Raw genomic sequence first — 20,049 nt, forward strand, 5'->3', positions numbered from 1 at the left:
CGGTTCAGCTGGAGAAGTAGTTGGTCAGCACGCAGCCGTCGACGAGTCCCGGGCTCTTCTGGAAGCCGCTCGGCGCTGAGAAGTCCGGATCGCAGGTCAGGAACAGGAGCTCGGACTTCTGCAGCTCCTGGATCACCTGGCTCCCGACCGGAATGACCGCGAAGTCCTGGCCGACCAGGAACTGCTCGTTGTTCGCCTTGGCGGCGGTCTGGAACGCCTTCATGTCCGCAACGGAGAGGAGGGCTACCGGGTCGCCGGACCCGTCGCTGCACACGCCCCGCTCCTTGATGCCCCAGGACGGGTCCGCCGCCTCGTCGGCTCCCCAGGCGGTCTTGTCGCCGTCGTGGTTGGCGTCGTAGTCGGCGCCCGTCTTCAGGTCCAGGCAAGAGGTGAACTTGTTCACGTAGTAGGTGATGGACGCCAGGTTCGCCGCCTTGGGCAGGCCGCCGCCCGCGTCCTGCCCGGTGCCGTCGGACGGACTGGTGCCGTCGGACGGACTGGACGACGTCTTGTCACCACTCTTCTTGTCGTCGTCGTTTCCGCACCCCGCCACCGCCGCCAGCGCGACAAGGGCGGTGCCGATCACGAGTACTCGCCTGATTCGCATGCTTTCTTCACCTATTCGCAGGAGTGGTTGCTCAGCACGCAGCCTTCAGCCAGTGCGTTCGGGGTGCGGGGGCCGCCGGGTGCTTGTGGAGTCCGGGGCGTCATACCGACGCCGTCTCCGCCGCCGGTGCCGCCGACCGTGCCGGGTCCTCCTCCGCCTCCTGCAGGAACGTCCAGTCCCAGACGCTCAGCGGGGGGTTGATGCCCTGACGGGCCGGGCGGGTGGTGCCGTTGGTGTCCGTGGCGGCGAGGATCTCCTGGAAGACCAGGTCGACGGCGACCGTGCCGACGCGCTTGTCCGCGTCGCGCTGGAGGCAGACGCCGGTGCGGAGTTCCTGGAGTGCGGCGATGACCTTCGGGTCGTTCTCCGGGCGGCCCAGGAGGGGAGCCACCATGGACGCTTCCTGTGCCGACTTCTGCTTGAAGGCGAAGACCGTGTGGATCTGGTTGGCGCCGCCGCTGCGGGCCTCGGAGTCCTCGATCTGGACGAGGTCGATGGCCTGCTGGGTGATCAGGACGGTGACCGCCAGGTAGGAGCGGCCCTGCTTCAGCGCGCGGCGCATCAGGTCGCGGCCGGACTCGGTCGCCGTGACGACGTACGCCTCGTCGACGAACAGCGCCTTCGGGCGGAGGCCGATCTCGCCGGTCACCGGGTTCTTCTCGTAGCCGACGTCGAGCATCTGGCTGCCCAGTTCCACGACCGCCATGAGGGCCGTGGCCGCGAGGCGCTCCGCCGGGTTCCAGCTGCGCGGGTCGGAGGCCGCGGGGGACTGGAAGCCGCGCAGGGTGATGACCGTACGGCGCTTGCGCATGCTGGACAGGGGCTGCGGGCGCTCCGCGAAGGAGAGCCGTGCGTAGGGGAGCGTGCGCAGCTCGGTCAGGAGCATCTGCGCGAGCTTCAGGTCCTTGATGGCCTCGCGGTCGCCGGACGCCACCGCGTGGTCGTAGGCCGCAACGACCTCGTCGACCACCTGCCACAACGTCGGCCGGGGTACGGCGAGTTCGGCGTCGCGGGCCGTGTGGCCCTGCTCGACCGCCTGGCGGATCGCGGAGTTGTAGCGGCCGATGACGGTCGCCATGCCCTCGATGACGGGGAGGCGTACGCGCTGGTAGTCCTCGTCGCCGAGGAAGCCGCGGAGCATGGACTCGGCGAGCAGGCGGCCGGCGGGGACGTCTCGGGCGATGACCCACGGGTCCAGCACGCCCGCCTGGCCCTTCAGGAGGTCGACGACCTCCGTCTCGGCCCAGAACTCCGGGTTCACCGGCTGGAACTTGCTGGCCGGGGTGCCGAGGAGGCCGGTCTCCGCGTCGCCCGCGAAGTCCGGGTCGTTCACCTGGGCGCCGAAGGCCAGGTAGTAGCAGAGCTGCGCGAAGTCGGTCTTCGGGTCGATGACCAGGCAGCGGACGCCCGACTCCGACTCCTCGTAGAACTTCTGCAGGGCCAGCGAGGACTTGCCACCGCCGGACGCGCCGACGATGGCCAGGCCACCGCCGTCGTTACGGGCCGGGCCGACGTGCAGGGAGTAGTGGACCGGCATCTTGCCCGCCCAGCCGACCAGGTTGCCGACCCAGCCGAGGCGCTTGCCGGAACGGTGCTCGGGATTGTCGCCCAACTCCGTGCCCGCGGTGGGCAGTCCGGCGCCGAGCTGCTCGACCTCCTGGAGCCGCAGGTAGGGCGCGATCGGCAGCTTGGGCGCGTCGCCGGGGAGCTGCGCCTGGAGCAGCCGCCACTGCTGGCGGGTCGGGCGCAGCAGGGTGACCTTCAGGTCCTGCTTGAACTGCATCTCCAGCACGCGGCGCCGGCGCTCGAGCTCCTTCACGTCGTGCGCCGAGATCGTGAAGCGGATCTGTGCCTCCATGCCCGGCATCTTGTGCTCGTCGATGTCGTCGACGAGTTCCTGGGCGCGGGTGACCTGGGTGGCCAGCTTGGTGTCGGGGCTGCGGCCGGAGTTGGCCATGTCGTTCATCTCGTCCACGAGGTTGCCGCGGATCTTGTCGGCGCGGTCCTTGAACTTCAGGTACGGGATGAGCGTGAAGCGCATGTCGATCTCGACGGGGAAGTCCACGTGCTGGGCGGCGTAGCGCGCCCACGCGGTCGACTGGCGGAAGCGGGTCTCCGCGGGCCAGTTGGCGGCCACGAGGGTGGTGGTGTAGCTGGTCTGCTGCTCGCCCGTCACCTCGTCGTACTGGTTCAGGACGATGTGCGTCTTGCGGTTCTCGCCGGAGAAGTCGACGACCAGGTCGAACTGGTTCGGTCCCCAGGCGCGCGAGCCGAGCACCGGCTCCGGCGGGACCGGCAGGTCGCCGTGGAGCGGCTTGCGGATCAGCCAGACGAGCTCCTCGCGGCTGAGCGGGGTGCCCTTGAGGCCCTCCAGGCTCTCGTGGACCTCGACCGCGACCTGCGTCCACTCGGCGAGGACGTGCGGGGAGAGGTACTCGTCCGTGACGCCGGTCGCGGTGGCGGCGGCCTGGTCGGCGGCGCCGCGGACACCCTGGAGGAGGCCGGGCTCGTCGTACGGCTCGTCGTCCTGGGCGACGACTCCGCTGCCGCCGTTGGTGCGCTTCAGCGAACCCAGCTTCACCAGCAGGATGTTGCGCTCGCGCTTGGCGCCGATGCGCTCCTGGTACTCCGCCTTGCGCAGGTTGTACGCCTTGTAGTTCTCGGTGGGGTCCCAGGCGACCGCGTTCAGTTCCTCCGCCCAGGTCATGGCCGTGATCGGCTGGTAGACCTTGCGGTAGTGGCACTCGACGTTGCGGTCGCCGCGGGCCAGGTTGAGCAGACCGCGGGCGGGGCCCTCGGCCATCGCCTGGAGCTCGCCGGCGTTCAGGTACTCGTCGATGGCGTTGGGCAGGACGATGCCCGTCCACACCGAGTCGCCGTGCACGAAGATCATGTCGTCGGCGTAGCGGTAGGGGAGGCGGAGGTCCTCGCGGCGGGTGGCGGCCGAGGAGCCGGACGGCTTGGAGCGCGCGGCGGAGGAGTTCCTGCCGCCGCCCTGGCCGCCCCGGCCGTTCTTCTTGCTCGACGAGGCGGCCATGATCATGGCGACCACGAAGAAGGCGGCCGCCCCGCCCAAAAGGATCAACATGAACATGGAGGAGTCACCCTGGGGTAGTTGACGTGTAGGGGGTCAGCGGTAGGTGGAGAAGGCGCTGCCGCGCTCGGCGGCGGTCCGGCGCGCGGCCTCGTAGCGGGACTGCCAGCGCGGCGAACCGGGAGTGAAGAGGATGACCTGCCAGTGCAGTTCCTCGGGTTCCTGGTCGGCGGCGAGCCCCTGGAGGCGCTTGGGCTGGAACCACCAGTCGGTCCACACCACGATCTGCTGGCTCAGCGTGAGCGCCGAGGGCAGCGGCCGTCCCCAGACGAAATAGACGGCGAACGGCGGCCCGAAGTAGAGGATCGACGTCCACATCGACATCCCCAGGAAGGGCAGGAAGGCCGACATCGTGAACAGAGCGATGAGCCAGATCAGCCCGAAGCCGAAGGCCGCGCCCAGAGCGGGCAGCAGCAGGCCCGGCAGCGGGATGTTGCCCCAGTTCCAGATCCTTTTGGGGCGGTTGACCAGATCGGTGTGGTCGTACGCGACCAGCGGCTCCGGTGCCTCCTGGCTCATGTCTGCGAACTCCCTTGATGGGGACGGCTACTGACGGTCCATCCGGCGACGGACGTCAGCCGTTGCCGCCGCCGATCTGGCCGCCGAGGTCGATGAGGAGACCGGCGAGGCCGGTGGCGCCTCCGATGATGAGAGCGGCGAGCGCGATCATGCCGAAGCCCTGGAAGGCCTCGCGCATGCCGTCGCCGCGCTTCATCGACAGGAGCATGCGGATGCCGAGGATGAGAAGGGCGATGACGGCGACCATCGTGCCGGCGTTGCGGAGGATCGTCTCGATCTCTCCGAACATGTCCTCCATGGTGGTGGCGGCCAGGTACACGGTGTTTCCTCTCGGGTGGTGAAGCAGTAGTCAGGCGATGGGAGTGAGGGCGGCGCGGTCCCGGTCAGGACTTGCGGGGCTACCGGCCCTTGGACGACTGGGTGGTCGTGGAGGCGGAGGCGGAGGTGGACGGGGACGCGGAGGCGGAAGCACTCGTCGAGGGAGAGGCGGCGCCCGTGCCCCCTTCGCTGTCGGCCCGTCCGCCCTGTGAGTCGAGCACGCCACCGCGGATGTCCTTGATGAACCAGCCCTGGGCCGTGTTCACCACCGTCATCCGGTAGGCGCGGCGCACCGTTTCGCCCTTCGGGTCGCCCCAGTCGACGACCACGCGGACCTCGACGGCCTGTCCGGCGGGGTACGCGTACGGATCGGTGTTCTGTACGTTCTTCGGGACGAGTGCGACGACGTCGTTGATCGTCGGGGTCGTCAGCCGCCCGGCCAGGCCGGCGGTGGCCGACTCCGAAGCGTCGGGCGTGGTGAAGCGGGTCATCGCGGTGGCGTCGGACGCGCCCCACGCAGCGAAGTAGCCCGGCAGTACCTGCTGCTGAAGCTGCTGGGCCAGACCGTCGTCCACGACCTCGTCGTCCTGGTCGGTCTCCGGCACGTCCGCGCGGCCTGGCAGGGGCATCTGGCCGACATCGCCGGCGACGCGCATGCCCTCGCCCGTCGTGAGGCTCTTCACGTAGACGGGGACGGTGAGCGTGGTGAGCGTGCCGTCGTCGGTGCGGACCTGGACCCCGATGTAGCGGCCGTGGTCGCCGTACTCGGCGAGCTTCTCGGCAGTCCCGTCCCAGGTGGCGGAGACGGCCGTGGAGGTCCCCTCGCCGCTCCATCCGCATTCGGCGTCGACACCGGAGGAGGCGTAGCGGGCGAGGTCGGCCCGGCGCGTGGACGCGGTCTCCGGGGAGAACGTCATGCACAGCAGGGCGTACTGCTCGGCGAAGGTCGCCGCCTGCCGGGTCGGGAAGTCGGTGAGGTGGTATTTGTTCACGTCGGCGCTGTCCAGCCCGGCGGTCTTGGGGCCGGACGACTTGCCGATCACCAGTCCCATCACCCCGCAGGAGCCCAGCGCGAACACACACGTGGTGATCAGCAGGGTGGCGCGGAGGGCGACGTGCGTGCGGCGCCCGCCGGTGGAGATACGGCCGCCGGGCTTGGGCACGACGAAGTCGCGGTGAGGCTTGGGGGCGGACGCGGCGGACGCGGCGGGGGCGACGGTGGGGCCCGGGGTGCTGGTCCGAGCCGCTGCGGCGGGAGTGCCCGCCGTGGGCCCGAGCGAGAGCGTCGGGGCGCCGGCCACGGGGGCCTGGGGCACGGCGGCCGGGGCGGTGGCGACCGGCGCCGACGCGGCGGCCGCCGTCGTACCGCCCCTCTTGCGCTGCTCCTTCTCCGCCTTCTTCTGCTCGTAGGCCGCCTTGCGCGCCGCCCGCTCGCGCTCGCGCTTCTCCTTCTTCGACTCGCCCTGGGGGCGCGTCTCACGCGGCGGCAGCGACGGGACGGCGGCCTGGCCTGCCCGGGGCGTGCTGCGCACCCAGGCGGCGGCGACCTGGGCGCGGGCCGCGTCGGAGGGCAGCGGCTGCTGCGGGGAGGTGGCCTGTTGCGGGGCCGGCTGCGGGGCGGGGGCCGGCTGCCCTTGGCCCTGCCACTGCTGCTGCGGTGGCTGCTGGGAGGGACCGAAGGACCCGGGCTGCCCGGAAGGCTGGCCTCCGCCGACCGCGCCAGCAGGGCTGTTGTGGTCTGTCATCGAGTCGGTTACTCCAGCGAGTCGGTTCCCCGTCCGCCTGGGCGGGTTCACGACCGCACCGCACGACGGGCCCTGGCCCGGCCAGGTGCGCTTGGCAGTGTGACAAAGACCTGCCACCGGACCGGGGTCACTTTCCTCGCCGGGACTGCGGGGATTCCCGATGTCGCGGCCATGAGGAAAACGCTCGGGAAAAATGTCAGGGACACGATTGCAAGGCGTCGTGCCGTACCGGCCCGCCCTGGGCCCACAATGCGCTGGGCACGTGTGCCCGAGGTGCCCCGGCTAGCGCCACCCGGCACCACCCCCTTGGACCCGACGGACCCGGCGAAGGACGAGAGTTGACCGACCACAACGGGCACCCGCAGCAGCCGCAACCTCCGGAGCAGCCCGACCCGCGCACCTGGGAGATCCCCCAGCAGGCTCCGCCGGTCCAGCAGGCTCCTGCCGCCGCCCCTGCTCCTGTCCCCGCCCCTGCCGCCGTACCGGTCCCGGACCCGCAGCCGGCCCTGGCCGCCCGGCAGGTCTTCCAGGCCGAACACGCCTGGATCGACGGCTACGAGCCCGGCAACCCCTGGCAGGCCAGCCTGTGCGTGGAGACGCCGTACGGGACCTTCGCCTATCCCCTCACGCCGAACACGATTCCCGAACTCCTCGAGCAGATGGTCCTGGTGGCGCAGGAGCAGCAGGGGCTGCGGGTCGGGATCGACGAGGATCCCCAGCCGCTGCCCGCCGACGGCGAGGGTGAGGGCGAGGAGCAACAGGGTGTGGCCGCGCGTCTCCAAGGCGGCCGCGCCGCGCGGATGACCGGCTGGGCCGTCGTCCATGACCTGTGGGAGCGCGAGGACCCGACGGCGCGCATCGTGATGGGCGCGGTCGTGGTGGTGCTGTTGCTGATCGGTATCGTCCTGACCTGAGAGCACGGACGGGTCGAGTGATCGCCTGACGGGGAAACATCGTTGTACGCCCCGTCGCCCGTCGCCCGTCCCGCGCGGTCCGCTCGCGGGCCGCCGTGGGGTCCTCGACCCGGCCGCTGTCCTCACCCTTCCGCCGTCGGTTCCCCAACAGCAGCCCGCAGGAGTCGAACGATGACGCTTACCGAACCCGCAGCCGAGGAGCCGGAGTTCTACTTCGCGGACGTCTTCGTCTTTGTCTCCGACTATCTCGCCCAGATGATCCGCCGCCGGGTCAACGGCAGTTCGGCCACCTGGTGCCCCACGTGGTGGGAGCACCCCGAGGCCGGTGCCCGTCTGTCGGCGCTCTGGCTGGCCTGGGAACATCTGCGCCAGGACCCGGCGCTCGGCATGTCCACGTGGTGGCTGCACCACGCCGACCCGCATCTGCGGGTCCTGATGGACGCCGACTCGGGTCCGTTCGCGGCCTGTTCACCCAAGGACGGGCACACGGCGTACCCGTTCGACCCGCTGCCTGTGGATCCGCGCCCGGAGTGATCGGGGTGGCCGGGGGCGGAACGGCTTTCCCGCGATTTCCCGGGTCCGGCGCCGCGATTCCCCGCCGGGAATCCTCGCAGCCCCCCGCGCCCGCCTCCACCTACCGTGTCCCGGTCACCCGCCGTACCGGATCAGCACAAAGGGAGGCGCGGGAAGCGTGGATGTGCCTGAGGAGGGCAAGCGCTCGGGGCTGCTCGCCCTGGCGGTGCTCGGAGTTCTGCTGGTCGCCGTGCTCACGGTGTTCACCGTCTTCGACGGGGACGAGTCGAGCGGCGACGGCGGTGCGGCGTCTCCCGCCGCCACGGCCGCGGGGAAGGACGGGGCGAACGCGGACTCCGGGTCCGGCGGCACACAGCAGCCGAGCGGCGGCGCCACCCCCATCGTCGCGCTCACCGAGGTGGCCGCGGCGCACGAGGTCATGGCGAAGTACATGGCCGGTCTCAACACGTACGACCACGCCAGCAAGCCGGTCTCCTGGAGCGCCCCGCTGCTGCAACTGACCACCGGCGACACGCAGATGGAGCAGGTGACCGCCCTGCCCACCGGCAAGGACTGGGCCCAGTGCCAGGCCGGCCGGTGTTCCTCGAAGGGCACGGCGACCGTCGTGCGGGACGCGATGATCTCGGACGACCTGGTGCGTGACAGCGGCCGGTCGATCTCCAGCGTCGTGAACGTGACCGCCGCACGGACTGCCGACAACAAGACCGTCACGGAGTCCAACCGGTGGCTGGTGACCGTCAAGGAGGAGAGCGGCGTGTGGGTCGTCTCCGGCTTCGACATCTTCGGTCTCGGCGACGTGGGCGCCTCTGACGAATCGGGGGAGTGAGCCGGCATGGTGGCACCCGCCGTACTGGCGGCCGCGTCGAAGGCCGCGAAGATCGCCAAGACCGCCAAGAAGGCCCGTCAGGCCGCGTCCGCGGGTGGCGGTCAGGGCGACGACAAGGGCAAGGACAAGAGCAACCTCAAGCTCTGGCTCATCCTCGGCGGCAGTGGCGGACTGCTGACGTTCGGCGGCATATCCCTGGTGACCATCATCCTCATGGGCATGATCGGCGGCACCGGCAACGGCGCCGTCGCTGCCGCCTGCGGCGACTACGCCGACAACGCCAACGCCGGCAACACAGGTGACGCCGCGGCCACCAACCCGATCCTGCCGGCCGGCAAGGTGTACATGCCGAGCGAGGCGGCGCGCAACGAGATACCGCCGAAGATGATCCTCGCCGCGATGCGTGCCGCCGCCCGCTACGACGGCCTCGACTGGGCGCTCATCGCCGGGCAGATGTACCAGGAGACCAAGTACGGCCAGGACAAGTCGGCCGCGCCCGGGGGCAAGAACTCACTCGGTTACATGGGCATCCTCCAGTTCGGCACTCCTGCGTGGACGGACTACGGCGCGGACGGCAACGGCGACGGCAAGAAGGACCTCTACAACATCGACGACGCGGCGTGGGCAGCCGCCAACTTCCTGCACGCCAAGAAGGCCGAGACCGCGCCCTTCAAGGCGTTGCAGATCTATTCCGGCTCCACGGCCTCCAACACGATCTACCCGCGGGTCGTCATCACCCAGGCCACCCGCTACCACGGGGTCCTCACGGGCGATCAGGATCTGATCAAGCGCTGGTACGCCCATCTGAAGGAGACCGTCGAGAAGAACCCCGACTTCCCCACGCTCGGTCAGCAGTCGGACATTCCGGAGCCGGTCGGCAACAACGCCCAGCCCGGCTCCGCGCTCGGCATCGCCGCTACCTCGCCCCGCTCGTGGTCCACCCCGGCGCTGGACGCGGACGACGGTGCGCAGAGCACCACGGCCATGGCGCCGGCCGCGTACACCACGAGCACTCTCGAGACCACCGGTGTCACCACCGTTGCCCTCCCTGCGGCGAAGCAGCCCACCGGTGGGGCGGGCTGGCAGTGGCCCCTCAAGGAGGGCAGCTACACCCTCGGCACCAAGTACCACGAGAACGGCAGCATGTGGAGTCTCGGCTACCACACCGGCCTCGACCTGGTGGCGACCTCCGGAACCCCGATCTACGCCCCGGCCGACGGCAAGATCGTCCACGCCGGGCCCGGCGGTTCGTACGGCAACGAGACGGAGATCCAGCACGAGGGCGGCGTCATCACGCTCTACGCCCACCAGACCTCGATCAAGGTGTCCGTCGGACAGACGGTCAAGCGCGGCGACCTGATCGGCACGGTCGGCGCGACCGGCAACGTCACCGGGCCCCACCTGCACTGGGAGGTGCGGGTCCCGGGGGTCGACAACCCGTTCGTCGGCGGTCAGGACGCGGGCCCCGGCATGGTCGACCCCCAGGCCTGGATGAAGGGCCGGATCACCGCCAACCCGGACTACGGCACCGTTCCGGGTTCGGTCGACGAGGACCAGGGCAAGGACGCCCAGTACGCCGACTGCGCGGAGGAGAACGGCAGCGCGGCCGTCGCCCCGGACGGCGCCGGCGCCTCCGGCGTCATCCCCGACGCCGACGACCCCGTGATCCGCGCGGTCCTCGGCTGGGCCCAACGGGGCATCGGCGTGCCCTACGTGTTCGGCGCGCCGCGGCTTCAGGGCCAGAGCCCTACCAGCTTCGACTGCTCGAGCTTCACGCAGTGGGTGTACTACATGGCCAGCGGCGGGAAGATCAACATCGGTACGACGACGTACACACAGGAGCCCTACCTCAAGAAGTACGAGGTGTCGTTGTCCGAGGCCCAGCCCGGCGACGTCATCTTCTTCCGCCCGGAGGCCGGCCATTCGGGCCACGTCGGCCTGGTCTGGGACCCCAAGGGCCACAAGATCATCCATGCTCCGCGGCCGGGCAAGACGGTCGAGTTCAGCAAGTGGGACTACCAGGACCAGATCACCGGCGTCTACCGCGTCCCGATCCCCCCGGGCACTGACCCGGTCGAGGGCAACGGCACGGGCCAAGAGAAGGGCGCCTGACACGGTGGCCACCGCACGGCACCCCCTGTCGGCCTTCGCCGCCGGGACCGTCCTGTCCCTGGGACTCGTCACCGGCTGCGGGGGCGAGGACGACGGTCGGGCGGGCGCGCAGGCGACCGGCCAGGACCGGCCCCGGGCATCGGCCTCCGCGGCACGGCAGGCGCGCTACCCGGGCGAGACGATCCCCGGCCTCGCCACGAAACCCGCGTGGAGTCTCGCCCGCCAGAGCGACGGGAGCCGGCGGTGCGCCGGCGAAGCCGCCCTTCCCGCCGACCGGCAGACCGAGACCGGCACCTGCGTCGTCGGCGACGCCTTCCTCCTCGTGGAGGACCTCTCCGATCCGGTGGCCGACGGTGAGACAGAGCGGCAGACCGCCCGTTTCCTGGCCCACCTCTACGACGCCGCCACCGGCAAGGAGCGCAGATCGTTCGCGGTCACCTGCGCCTACGACCCCGACGGCGACGCACCGCGGCCCGCCGCGCGGGTCCAGGTCGGCACCTGGCAGGACGGCTCCCCGGCCGTCCTGATCCGCGACTGCGAGGACACCACGGAGGGCGGCCTGGGCAACACCGCCGCCACGACCGTCTACACCATGTACGCGCCGAGCGGTGCGAAGCTCGGCAGCTCCGCCTACACCGGCGAGGAGCGGGCCGCACTGCCGGTCGTGCGTGGACATGTACTGCTCCCCGGCGACGTCCACGACGACCGCACCCTCGCCCCGATCGGCGGCGGCCGGAACCTCGTCCTGCCCGCCGAGACCGAACCGCTCGACACCGGCCGTGGATACGCGACCCGGGGCACCGGCGTGAACGAGCCCGTGTCGGTGACCGACCAGAGCACGGGCAGGTCCCTGTGGACCACGGCGAACCTCACCCCGCCCGATGCCATCGCCGCACGGAGCGTGGGCCAGGAGGAACCCGACGCCCAGCTCTACCCCCTCCACGGCGACCAGGGGATCCTCGTCTGGTCGGCGAGCGGCTCCGACGACGCGGTGCTCACCACGGTCGATCTGCGCACCGGCGCCACTGCGACCGTCGGCCCACGCACCACGCTCAGACAGTTCACGCAGGTCTCCGCCCCCGTCGTCTCGCCGGACGGGCGGACCGCCGCCGTCAACTTCGCCGAAGGGGCGGTGGCATGGGACACCCGCACCGGCGCCGAACTGTGGCGGCAGGGGGCGGGCGCCGAGGACATCCGGCCGCGTACCGTGACGCCCGGGGGTGTCCTGTACGCGGAGCTCGACCAGAAGGCCGCGGCCCTGGTGATGGGGAGCGGGAGACTTCTCGGCATGCTCCCCGAGGACGTGGACATCCCCCTGGAGTTCACCGGCAACGGCTACACGCTCGTCACCACTGACAACGCTCTCTTCGCCTTCGCGGCGACGCAGGCCTGACCGGAACCCTCGGCCGAGCTTCCCAGACAGTTCCACAGTCCAGAAAGGACGGACCCGCGGGTGACCGCAGAACAGCAGAAGAAACCCCGCGCCGAGGACGACTGGACCTTCGAGATCGTCATCGCCGTCGCGGTCGTGCTCCTCGTCGGGGCCGCTGCCTGGCTGGCGGCGAAGGTCGGGGCCGGGTACGCCGACGCGCCGGCGCCGCCCGGCAACCCGCTGACGTTCCTCGTCGAGGTGATCAAGGGCGACTACAGCTGGCCGGGCTCGGCGGCCAGTGCCGTCGCGGCCGGCGAGGCGGTGGTGGTCGGCATGCTCGGCCTGGCCGCCTACCGGGTGCGGGAGCGGTTCAGGAACAAGCCCAAGGTGGACGGTGCCGCCCAGCACCTCGCGAAGGGCGAGGAGCTGGGCAAGCTGACGATGAAGGGCGCGGCCGCCACCGCCGAGCGCCTCGGAGTGCGGTCGAGCACGCCCGGCGTGTTCATCGGACGGTCCGTCAAGGGGCGTCAGCCGCTGTACGGGTCGTACGAGGACATGCACGTCGACATCTGGGGCCCGCGGACCGGTAAGACGACCCGGCGCGCCATTCCCGCCATCCTGGACGGGCCCGGCGCCGTCCTCGTGACCTCCAACAAGCGCGACATCGTGGACGCGACCCGGGGGCCGCGGACCGCGCGCGGCCCGGTGTGGGTGTTCGACCCGCAGCAGGTCGCGCAGGAGGAGCCGAGCTGGTGGTGGAACCCGCTGTCGTACGTCACCGACGTGGCCAGGGCCCGCAAGATGGCCGACCACTTCGCCAGCGGTTCGCGGGACGCCAACGCCTCCACCGACGCCTTCTTCGACCCGGCCGGCCAGGACCTGCTCGCCAACCTGCTGCTGGCCGCCGCCTGTGCCAAGGCGCCGATCACCCAGATCTACACCTGGCTGTCCAACCCCAGGGACGACGCCCCGGAGCGGATCCTGCGCGGCGCCGGACACGCCATGTCCGCGGACGGGCTGGCCGGCGTGATCAACGCCCCCGACAAGCAGCGCAGCGGCATCTACGGTGTCGCCCAGCAGATGGCGTCCTGCCTGGTCAATCCCGAGGTCAACCGGTGGGTCACGCCCCCGGCCGACGAGTACGCGGGCGAGTTCGACCCGCATGCGTTCGTCCGCACCGGCGGCACCCTGTACTCGCTGAGCCGGGAGGGCCGCGACTCCGCCGGGCCGCTGGTGACCGCGCTGACCGTGGCCGTCGTCGAGGCGGCCGAGGAGTACGCCACCACGCAGCGCGGCGGCCGTCTCCCGCTGCCCCTCGTCGGCGTCCTCGACGAGGCGGCCAACGTGTGCCGCTGGCGGACCCTGCCCGACCTGTACTCGCACTACGGCTCGCGCGGGATCATCCTCATGACGATCCTCCAGTCCTGGGCGCAGGGCATCGAGGTGTGGGGCGAGCGCGGCATGGAGAAGCTGTGGTCCGCCGCGAACGTGCGCGTCTACGGCGGTGGCGTCTCGGACACCCGCTTCCTGGGCGACCTGAGCGAGCTGGCCGGCGAGTACGAGCTGCGTGAGTACCAGACCAGCCGCGAGTCGGAGTTCGGCGGCTGGTCCGGCAACCGCGCGATCAGCGAGTCCACGCGCCGTGAACGCGTGCTCCAGGTCTCCGACCTCGGCGCGATGCCGCCCGGCCGGGCCCTCGTCCTCGCCTCCGGCACCAAGCCGGTGCTGGTCGAGACGGTCCCGTGGTGGGAGGGCGCGTACGCCGCCGAGGTCCAGGCCTCGCTGAAGAAGTACGACCCCGGGGCGCGCTGAGCCGACGGCGGCAGCACCGAGGACAGGGGAGGGGCCCGGAGGCGACTGCCTCCGGGCCCCTCCCCTGTCCGTCGTCTTCGTGCGCCTTCCCGGTCAGTCGTCCGCTGTCAGTCGTCCGTCGTCCGCCGTCCGTCGGGATCAGACGCGCGCGGTCCGTCGGCGACGCGTGCCGAACCAGGCCGCCGCACCGCCGACGGCCAGCAGGGCGGCCGCGAGTGCGCCGTAGAGGACACCGCCGCCCGAACCGGTGGCGGCGAGCGAACCGGTGGTGCTCGTGGTGTTCGTGGTGCCGCCGGTCGTGCCGCCCGTGCTGGTGGCCGCGGAGCCGGACGCGGATGCCGACGGGGACGCGGAGGCCGAGGCCGAGGCGGACGGGGACGCCGACGGCGTCGTGGACGGCGTACCGCTCGGCGGGGTGACCAGGGCCGGGCCGGCCTTCACCTTGGTCTGGGCGCCGTTGAACCCCCAGGAGTCGGCCATGGAGAACAGGGCCTCCAGCGGGACGACGGTGTCCTTCTTGATGTCGCTCTTCTTACCCAGGGAGAGGTACAGCTTGATGCTCTCGGTGCCCTTGGAGGAGCCGAAGCCCTTGGATATGGCGGGGAGTTCCCACTCGCTGTCGTTGGACTCCTCCAGCTTGACGAGCTTGCCGTCGACCTCGGCCTCCAGGACGAAGTCGGGGTTGCCCGCGCCTTCCCGGAACTGCTGGGCCGACACGGTGCGCTGAAGCTCGGCGGGGAACTCGCCGGGGCCGGTGGCCGTGGCGTTCAGCACCAGCTCGGCACGCTGGCCGGGCCGCGCGACGGCGCCCGTCTTCTGCTCCCACGCCACGTTGAGCTTGCCGGGCGTGATCGCCGGGTCGGTCTTGAAGACCTGGGTGTTGCGGGACGGGTCGTCGTCGGTGTCGCCGATCAGCCGCCCGGCGGTGAGGGTGAAGTCACCGTCGTTGGTGGGGTAGGAGGCGCCGAGGCCGACCGTGACCTTCCAGGTGTACTCGGTCTTCGCCGGGATGGAGAAGGTGGACGCCGCGTTCCCGGTGGCCGGGAAGAACAGCCCCTGGAAGGAGCCGTCCTGGCGGCCGACGGCCGACTTGGTCGCCGGAGCGTCGACCGCGGTCACGTCGAAGACGATGGAGTCCTTCAGCACCGGGCTCGGACCGTCCGGCGTGCCCGGCAGCCAGGCCGAGAAGTCCTGCGCCTTGTCGGAGGAGTTGGCGACCGTGAGGATCATCGACTCCGTCGCCCCGCCGCGCTTGAGCGGGCCGGTGGGGGAGGGCGCGCCCAGCGTCATCTTCAGCGCGTGTTCGCCCGCCTTGTCGGCGGCGACAGCGGTGGCCGGGACGAAGGCGGCGCCGGCGACCGCGGTGACGACGGCGGTCGCGGCCACGGTGCGGATGCGGCGGGCGGCGACGGAACCAGCGGACATGATGAATCCCCCAAGGAATCAGTGAGCGAGGGCACGCCGTGGTGACGGCGGGCGAAGACACGAGCGAGAAGTTCGACGAGAAGTTCGACGAGACGTGCGAAGAGACGTGCGAAGAGACGTGCGACGAGAACGCGGAGAAGTGACCGCCCGCCGGTACTGCTTGTCCCCCCGGCGGCTCGCGGTGCACTCATCTTCACCCGGATTTCACAGGTGATCAATCGTCGCTCCGTCACCAGTTCGCAACAGCGCCGGAAGCGATGATTCCGCTGGTCACGGGCCTATATCCGGGGGGTCACGCTCCGCTCCGCCGTGCCCTGCGGAGGCGGTTGTCGTCGCGCGGGGGCATCGCGCGGGGGCGACGGCGGTGGTGCGGAGGCAGCCGGTCGTGGTCGGTACGACGGCCGTGGCGAGGCTGGCGGGATTGATGCGTCCCTCGGGCCGGAAGGAAGGCCGTCGTGATCGTGACCCGCGAGGAACTGTCCTGGGCGTGCGACTTTTTGCCCACTCGTCGGCTGTTTCTCTGTCCAGGTCTTTTCAACGTCTCCGCGTGCTCTCCATGTGTCTTCACCTGCTAAGCGGAGTGTGATGTTGCTACTTCGTTAAGTAGTTCCGCTTGACGCCGACGGCCGCCGCCGCGTTGTCTTTTCAGACACCTGGGTCTACATGTCACACCCATGTGTCCGGAATCGCACCGAACGCACCTGAAGTGAGCCCCCGAATGCGTCGTATCGCCATAGCTGTGGTCGCCTCCACGATGTCCCTGTCGCTCGCCGGGTGCGGAATGCTGGGGGCCTCGGAGAACAGCAGCAGCGCGACACCGACCCGGAGCAACGACGTCACGGTGGGCGTGCTGATGCCGGAGGAGACCAACACCCGGTACGCGGACTTCGACTACCCCATCATCAAGAAGAAGGTCGCCGAGCTCACCGAGAACAAGGGCAAGACGGAGTACGCGAACGCCGCCGGGGAAGCCAAGACGCAGCTCACCCAGATGCAGAAGATGATCGACGAGAAGGTCGACGTCATCCTGCTGGACGCCGTCGACTCGAAGTCGATCGCGACGATGGTGCAGAAGGCCAAGGACGCGAACATCCCCGTCATCGCCTACGACCGCCTGGCCCAGGGGCCGATCGACGGGTACGTCTCCTTCGACAACGAGCTCGTCGGCGAGGTGCAGGGCCGCACCCTCGTGGAGGCCATCCCCGGCGTCAAGGCCAGCGACAAGATCGTCATGGTGAACGGCTCGCCCACCGACCCGAACGCCGGGCAGTTCAAGGCGGGCGCGCTCAACGAGCTCAACGGCCGGGTCACGGTGGCGAAGTCGTACGACACCGACAAGTGGAGCCCCGAGATCGCCGAGGCCAACATGACGAAGGCGATCGAGGCGCTGGGCGTGTCCAACATCGCCGGCGTCTACTCCGCCAACGACGCCATGGCCGGCGGCATCATCAAGGCACTGAAGGCCGCGGGCGTCAGCGACGGCGACCTGCCTCCGATCACCGGCCAGGACGCGGAGCTCGCGGCCGTGCAGCGCATCATCAGCGGCGAGCAGTTCATGAGCGTCTACAAGCCGTACCCGGGCGAGGCCGAGGCCGCCGCCGAGGCCGCCGTCGCCAAGGTCCAGGGCCGCGACATCCAGTTCGACGCCCTCACCCGCGACCGGGTCGACAGCCCGACGAACAAGGACATCCCGGCCAAGCTGGTGACCGTGGTCGCGCTGACGAAGAGCAACATCAAGTCGACCATCGTCGCCGACGGCATCTACAAGGTCTCCGAGATCTGCACCGCCAAGTACAAGGCCGCCTGCCAGGCCCTCGACCTGCTCTGATCCGAGCCACGGTCCCGGGACTTCGCGGTCCCGGGACTCAGGGTGGGCCGAACACCCGCCCGGACCGTACCGGCTCGGACAGCACCGGCCGAGCACCCGCACCCGCACCCGCACCCGCCCGAGCCCGAACCAGAGGGCGCGGCCACGGACGAGCTCCCCGCCGGACGAAGCTCCCCGCGTACGAGCCCCGGACAGCCGTAGGGGCCCGTACGGGAGACCGCGCGGCGCTGGTCGGCCAGGTAGATGCCGGCGACGTGGATGCGTACCCCGCCGGGTAGTTCGACGCCGTGAGCAGCGCGGTGGCCCGTGGCCTTGGCCCGGCCGCCCCCCGGTGGCCTTGGGCCGGCCGGACTTCCCCGTGGCCTTGGACCAGCCGCCCCCCCCGGGTGGCCTTGCCCCGGCCGGACTCCCCCGTGGCCTTGCCCCGGCCGGACTCCCCCGTGGCCTTGCCCGGCCGGACTCCCCCGTGGTCCGGCCGGGTTGGCTGCGCCCTCCCCCGAGTGGGGAGCACCCGGGGGCAAGCGGAACCCACCATGCCTTGCCGTGGGCGCCCGGCACCACCGTCAGCTTGTTGCAGTGCGAGGGGAGGAGGCCGGGAGAAACAGGAACAGACCGGTGGTTTTCCCGGGCGTCGGCCGGGGCAGCCGTGTTGCGGAGCTGGTCCGGGCCGCGCATAGTTGCGCTCCGGAAGCGGTGTACGGCGGGGGTGGGATGGGCGATGGCCGGGCACGGGACGGAGGAGCATCCACACGGTGCCGACCGACTGTGCGACGCCGGGGATCGCGTGTATTCCCGGGCCGTGCGGCGCGGTCGGGTGGCGCGGACCGACGCCGAGCCGGTCCCGTGCCTCCTGGAACTCGCCCTGCTGCACCCCGATCCCGACGACATGGACTGGCTGGTGCCGACCTCCCCGCAGGAGGTCATGACCCGGCTGCTGCGCGGTCTGTACGACGAGGTGAGCGCGAGCGGGCGCCGGATGGGCTCGGCGGTCGCCGCCTTCGAGTGGTACGCGGGCCTCGGCGGTCCCGCGCGGGGCGGGACGGCCGGCGAGGGCGCGGCGATCCGGGTCCTGGACGGCGCCTCCCGCATCCAGGCAGCCCTGGACGCGGCGACCGTGGCGTGCACGACCGAGGTCCTCACCGTGCAGCCCGGCGGCATCCGGCGTGAGCACGAGCTGTCGGAGGGCCTGCACCGGGCGCTGGAGCTGCGCGGCCGGGGCGTGCGCATGCGGGACATCTACAACCACGTCGCCCGGCACGGCCAGGGCCTGCTGACGTACCTGGAGCTGATGGGCGACGCGGTGGAGGCCCGCACGCTGGACGAGGTGATCGACCGGCTGATCCTCTTCGACCGCACGGTCGCCTTCATCCCGGCGAACACCGACCGCACGATGGCCCTGGAGCTGCGCCACCCGGCCCTGGTCTCCTACCTGGTGACGGTCTTCGAGCGGCTGTGGCGGCTGGCGATCCCGCTCACCGCGCCCCTGCCCGAGACCCGGATCGAGGGCATCTCGCACCGGGAGCAGTCCATCGCCGCCCTGCTGGCGGAGGGGCACCAGGACGCGGTGATCGCCGAGCGCCTGGGCATCAGTGTCCGCACCTGCCGGGCGCACATCGCCCGGTTGTCGGAGACGCTGGGCGCGGCCAGCCGGACCCAGCTGGGGGTGCGGATCGCGAAGGTCGGCCTCGACCGGCCGTCCGGGGAGGCGGAGCCGCCGTCGGTCAGTCTTCCGGCGCCGGGGGCCGGTCCGGATCCGGCCGCTGCTCCTGCTCCTGCGCCCGGTTCCGGTTCTGTTCCCGGTCAAGGATCCCCGACTGCCCGATGAGGTAGCCGAGTTGGGCGCGGCTCTCGCTGCCGAGGGTGGTGGCGAGTTTGGCGATGTGGACGCGTGCGGTCCGGATGTTCATGCCGAGGCGGTCGGCGATGACGGCGTCGGTGTGCCCTTCGACGAGGAGGGCGGCGATGGCCTGCTGCCGCGGGGTGACGCCGTTGAGGGACGGGCGGTGCACCGCCTGCGGGTACATCGGGGTGGCCAGCCGCCAGAGGCGGTCGAAGGTGACGGTGAAGTACGTGAGGAGGGCGGGGTGGCGGACCTCCAGGGCCAGTCGGCCGTCCTCTCCGGCGGGGATGAAGGCGACCTTGCCGTCGATGACGATCAGGCGGTCGGTGACCTCGTCGAGGGTCCGGGCCGCCACGTCGCCCCGGAGCTGCTCGTAGCGGGCCAGGACGAGGGGCTGGTGGCGCTGGGTGTGCTGGTAGAGGGTGCGGATGCGGCAGCCCCGGTCGAGCAGGGCCTGGTCGCGAGCCATGGCCACGGTCTGGGCCGTCTCGCCGCGCGGCCCGCTGTAGTGGACGTTGGGCTGGATGCAGAGCAGTTCGTCCGTCGCCTCGGCCGTCGCCTCGGTGATGGCCCCGTTGATCTGTTCCGTGCCGCTGAGAAGCCGCAGGGAGGCGGGATCGGCGGCGGCGGTGCGGCTGCCGGTGATCCGCATCAGGGGTTCGAACAGGGTCGCGAGTCGTTCCTCGCGGCGCCGTTCGTCGGCGATGCGGGTGCCCGAGGCGCGCAGCAGCCGGTGCAGGGCCAGGGCGGGGGAGACGGGTTCGAGCTGTTCGGGGTCGTCCACGAGCGGGTGCAGCAGGCCGAAGGACAGCAGACAGGGGGCCGCCGTCTCGGCCTCCTCGGTCTTGACCCGTCCGTCGCGCAGGGCCGCCTCGTAGAGGTTCGTGCCGGCGGCGCACAGGTTTTCCACGCCGTGGTGGGCGTGCGGCGGCGCGTTCACTGCGAATCTCTCTCCTGCTCGAGGACGACGGACGGCGGGCGGTGGGCTGCGGGCTGCGGACGGCGGACGGCGGACTGCGGGCGGCGGACGGTGGACTGCGGGGCCGGGAGGTGCGCGGTCCGGCCGGGCGCGGGCGTGCCGTCCCCGGTTCTCGGTTCCGGGC

At 71.1% G+C, this 20,049-nt stretch carries 15 protein-coding genes; 8 read left to right on the top strand and 7 right to left on the bottom strand.

The genetic code is table 11. From position 1 onward, the window contains the following. Positions 1-4: 4 nt before the first annotated feature. The 5 genes from QQM72_RS17680 to QQM72_RS17700 form a co-directional block, all read right to left on the bottom strand. On the bottom strand, positions 5-607 hold the full coding sequence (locus tag QQM72_RS17680; RefSeq protein WP_314221833.1) for a hypothetical protein: 603 nt from the start codon (positions 605-607) through the stop codon (positions 5-7). A gap of 100 nt (positions 608-707) precedes the next feature. After that, on the bottom strand, positions 708-3,701 hold the full coding sequence (locus QQM72_RS17685) for an ATP-binding protein (RefSeq protein ID WP_314221834.1): 2,994 nt from the start codon (positions 3,699-3,701) through the stop codon (positions 708-710). Between the two features lie 36 nt (positions 3,702-3,737). Then, the gene (locus QQM72_RS17690; protein WP_314221835.1) at positions 3,738-4,220 is read right to left on the bottom strand and encodes a hypothetical protein; all 483 of its coding nucleotides are present in this window, start codon (positions 4,218-4,220) and stop codon (positions 3,738-3,740) included. A gap of 55 nt (positions 4,221-4,275) precedes the next feature. Further along, entirely contained in the window at positions 4,276-4,539 is a 264-nt protein-coding gene (locus QQM72_RS17695) for a hypothetical protein (RefSeq protein ID WP_307164503.1), read from the bottom strand. Between the two features lie 79 nt (positions 4,540-4,618). Next, the gene (locus QQM72_RS17700; protein WP_314221836.1) at positions 4,619-6,283 is read right to left on the bottom strand and encodes a conjugal transfer protein; all 1,665 of its coding nucleotides are present in this window, start codon (positions 6,281-6,283) and stop codon (positions 4,619-4,621) included. Between the two features lie 338 nt (positions 6,284-6,621). Between QQM72_RS17700 and QQM72_RS17705 the strand changes: the two genes are divergently transcribed. From QQM72_RS17705 to QQM72_RS17730, 6 genes are all read left to right on the top strand, one after another. Beyond that, entirely contained in the window at positions 6,622-7,197 is a 576-nt protein-coding gene (locus QQM72_RS17705; protein WP_314221837.1) for a hypothetical protein, read from the top strand. A gap of 171 nt (positions 7,198-7,368) precedes the next feature. Beyond that, positions 7,369-7,731, top strand: coding sequence for a DUF4913 domain-containing protein (locus QQM72_RS17710; RefSeq protein ID WP_314221838.1), 363 nt, complete (start codon positions 7,369-7,371; stop codon positions 7,729-7,731). Between the two features lie 157 nt (positions 7,732-7,888). After that, positions 7,889-8,557, top strand: a complete 669-nt coding sequence (locus QQM72_RS17715; protein ID WP_314221839.1) for a hypothetical protein — start codon at positions 7,889-7,891, stop codon at positions 8,555-8,557. Between the two features lie 6 nt (positions 8,558-8,563). Next, a complete protein-coding gene (locus QQM72_RS17720) occupies positions 8,564-10,669 on the top strand; it encodes a peptidoglycan DD-metalloendopeptidase family protein (protein ID WP_314221840.1) in 2,106 nt (701 codons plus the stop codon). Positions 10,670-10,673: 4 nt separating this feature from the next. Continuing rightward, entirely contained in the window at positions 10,674-12,062 is a 1,389-nt protein-coding gene (locus QQM72_RS17725; protein WP_314221841.1) for a PQQ-binding-like beta-propeller repeat protein, read from the top strand. A 60-nt stretch (positions 12,063-12,122) separates the two neighbouring features. After that, positions 12,123-13,853, top strand: a complete 1,731-nt coding sequence (locus tag QQM72_RS17730; protein WP_314221842.1) for a type IV secretory system conjugative DNA transfer family protein — start codon at positions 12,123-12,125, stop codon at positions 13,851-13,853. Positions 13,854-13,991: 138 nt separating this feature from the next. On the opposite strand, the gene QQM72_RS17735 is transcribed toward QQM72_RS17730, so the two are convergent. After that, entirely contained in the window at positions 13,992-15,278 is a 1,287-nt protein-coding gene (locus tag QQM72_RS17735; RefSeq protein WP_314221843.1) for a hypothetical protein, read from the bottom strand. A gap of 718 nt (positions 15,279-15,996) precedes the next feature. Between QQM72_RS17735 and QQM72_RS17740 the strand changes: the two genes are divergently transcribed. Then, positions 15,997-17,106, top strand: a complete 1,110-nt coding sequence (locus QQM72_RS17740; RefSeq protein ID WP_314221844.1) for a sugar ABC transporter substrate-binding protein — start codon at positions 15,997-15,999, stop codon at positions 17,104-17,106. Positions 17,107-17,824: 718 nt separating this feature from the next. Beyond that, positions 17,825-18,931, top strand: a complete 1,107-nt coding sequence (locus tag QQM72_RS17745) for a helix-turn-helix transcriptional regulator (protein WP_314221845.1) — start codon at positions 17,825-17,827, stop codon at positions 18,929-18,931. Here the strand turns inward: QQM72_RS17745 and QQM72_RS17750 are convergent. Further along, positions 18,828-19,886, bottom strand: a complete 1,059-nt coding sequence (locus tag QQM72_RS17750) for a helix-turn-helix transcriptional regulator (RefSeq protein WP_314221846.1) — start codon at positions 19,884-19,886, stop codon at positions 18,828-18,830. The genes QQM72_RS17745 and QQM72_RS17750 overlap by 104 nt on opposite strands. Positions 19,887-20,049: the final 163 nt, after the last annotated feature.

Origin of the sequence: Streptomyces zaehneri (genome assembly GCF_032248645.1) — a bacterium.
Classification (GTDB): domain Bacteria; phylum Actinomycetota; class Actinomycetes; order Streptomycetales; family Streptomycetaceae; genus Streptomyces; species Streptomyces coriariae.

Excerpts from the sequence above, each read along its gene's own strand:
- QQM72_RS17690 (WP_314221835.1), bottom strand. The coding sequence starts at position 4,220 with ATGAGCCAGGAGGCACCGGAGCCGCTGGTCGCGTACGACCACACCGAT.
- QQM72_RS17745 (WP_314221845.1), top strand. The coding sequence starts at position 17,825 with ATGGCCGGGCACGGGACGGAGGAGCATCCACACGGTGCCGACCGACTG.
- QQM72_RS17740 (WP_314221844.1), top strand. The coding sequence starts at position 15,997 with ATGCGTCGTATCGCCATAGCTGTGGTCGCCTCCACGATGTCCCTGTCG.
- QQM72_RS17735 (WP_314221843.1), bottom strand. The coding sequence starts at position 15,278 with ATGTCCGCTGGTTCCGTCGCCGCCCGCCGCATCCGCACCGTGGCCGCG.
- QQM72_RS17700 (WP_314221836.1), bottom strand. The coding sequence starts at position 6,283 with ATGACAGACCACAACAGCCCTGCTGGCGCGGTCGGCGGAGGCCAGCCT.
- QQM72_RS17710 (WP_314221838.1), top strand. The coding sequence starts at position 7,369 with ATGACGCTTACCGAACCCGCAGCCGAGGAGCCGGAGTTCTACTTCGCG.
- QQM72_RS17680 (WP_314221833.1), bottom strand. The coding sequence starts at position 607 with ATGCGAATCAGGCGAGTACTCGTGATCGGCACCGCCCTTGTCGCGCTG.
- QQM72_RS17720 (WP_314221840.1), top strand. The coding sequence starts at position 8,564 with ATGGTGGCACCCGCCGTACTGGCGGCCGCGTCGAAGGCCGCGAAGATC.
- QQM72_RS17685 (WP_314221834.1), bottom strand. The coding sequence starts at position 3,701 with ATGTTCATGTTGATCCTTTTGGGCGGGGCGGCCGCCTTCTTCGTGGTC.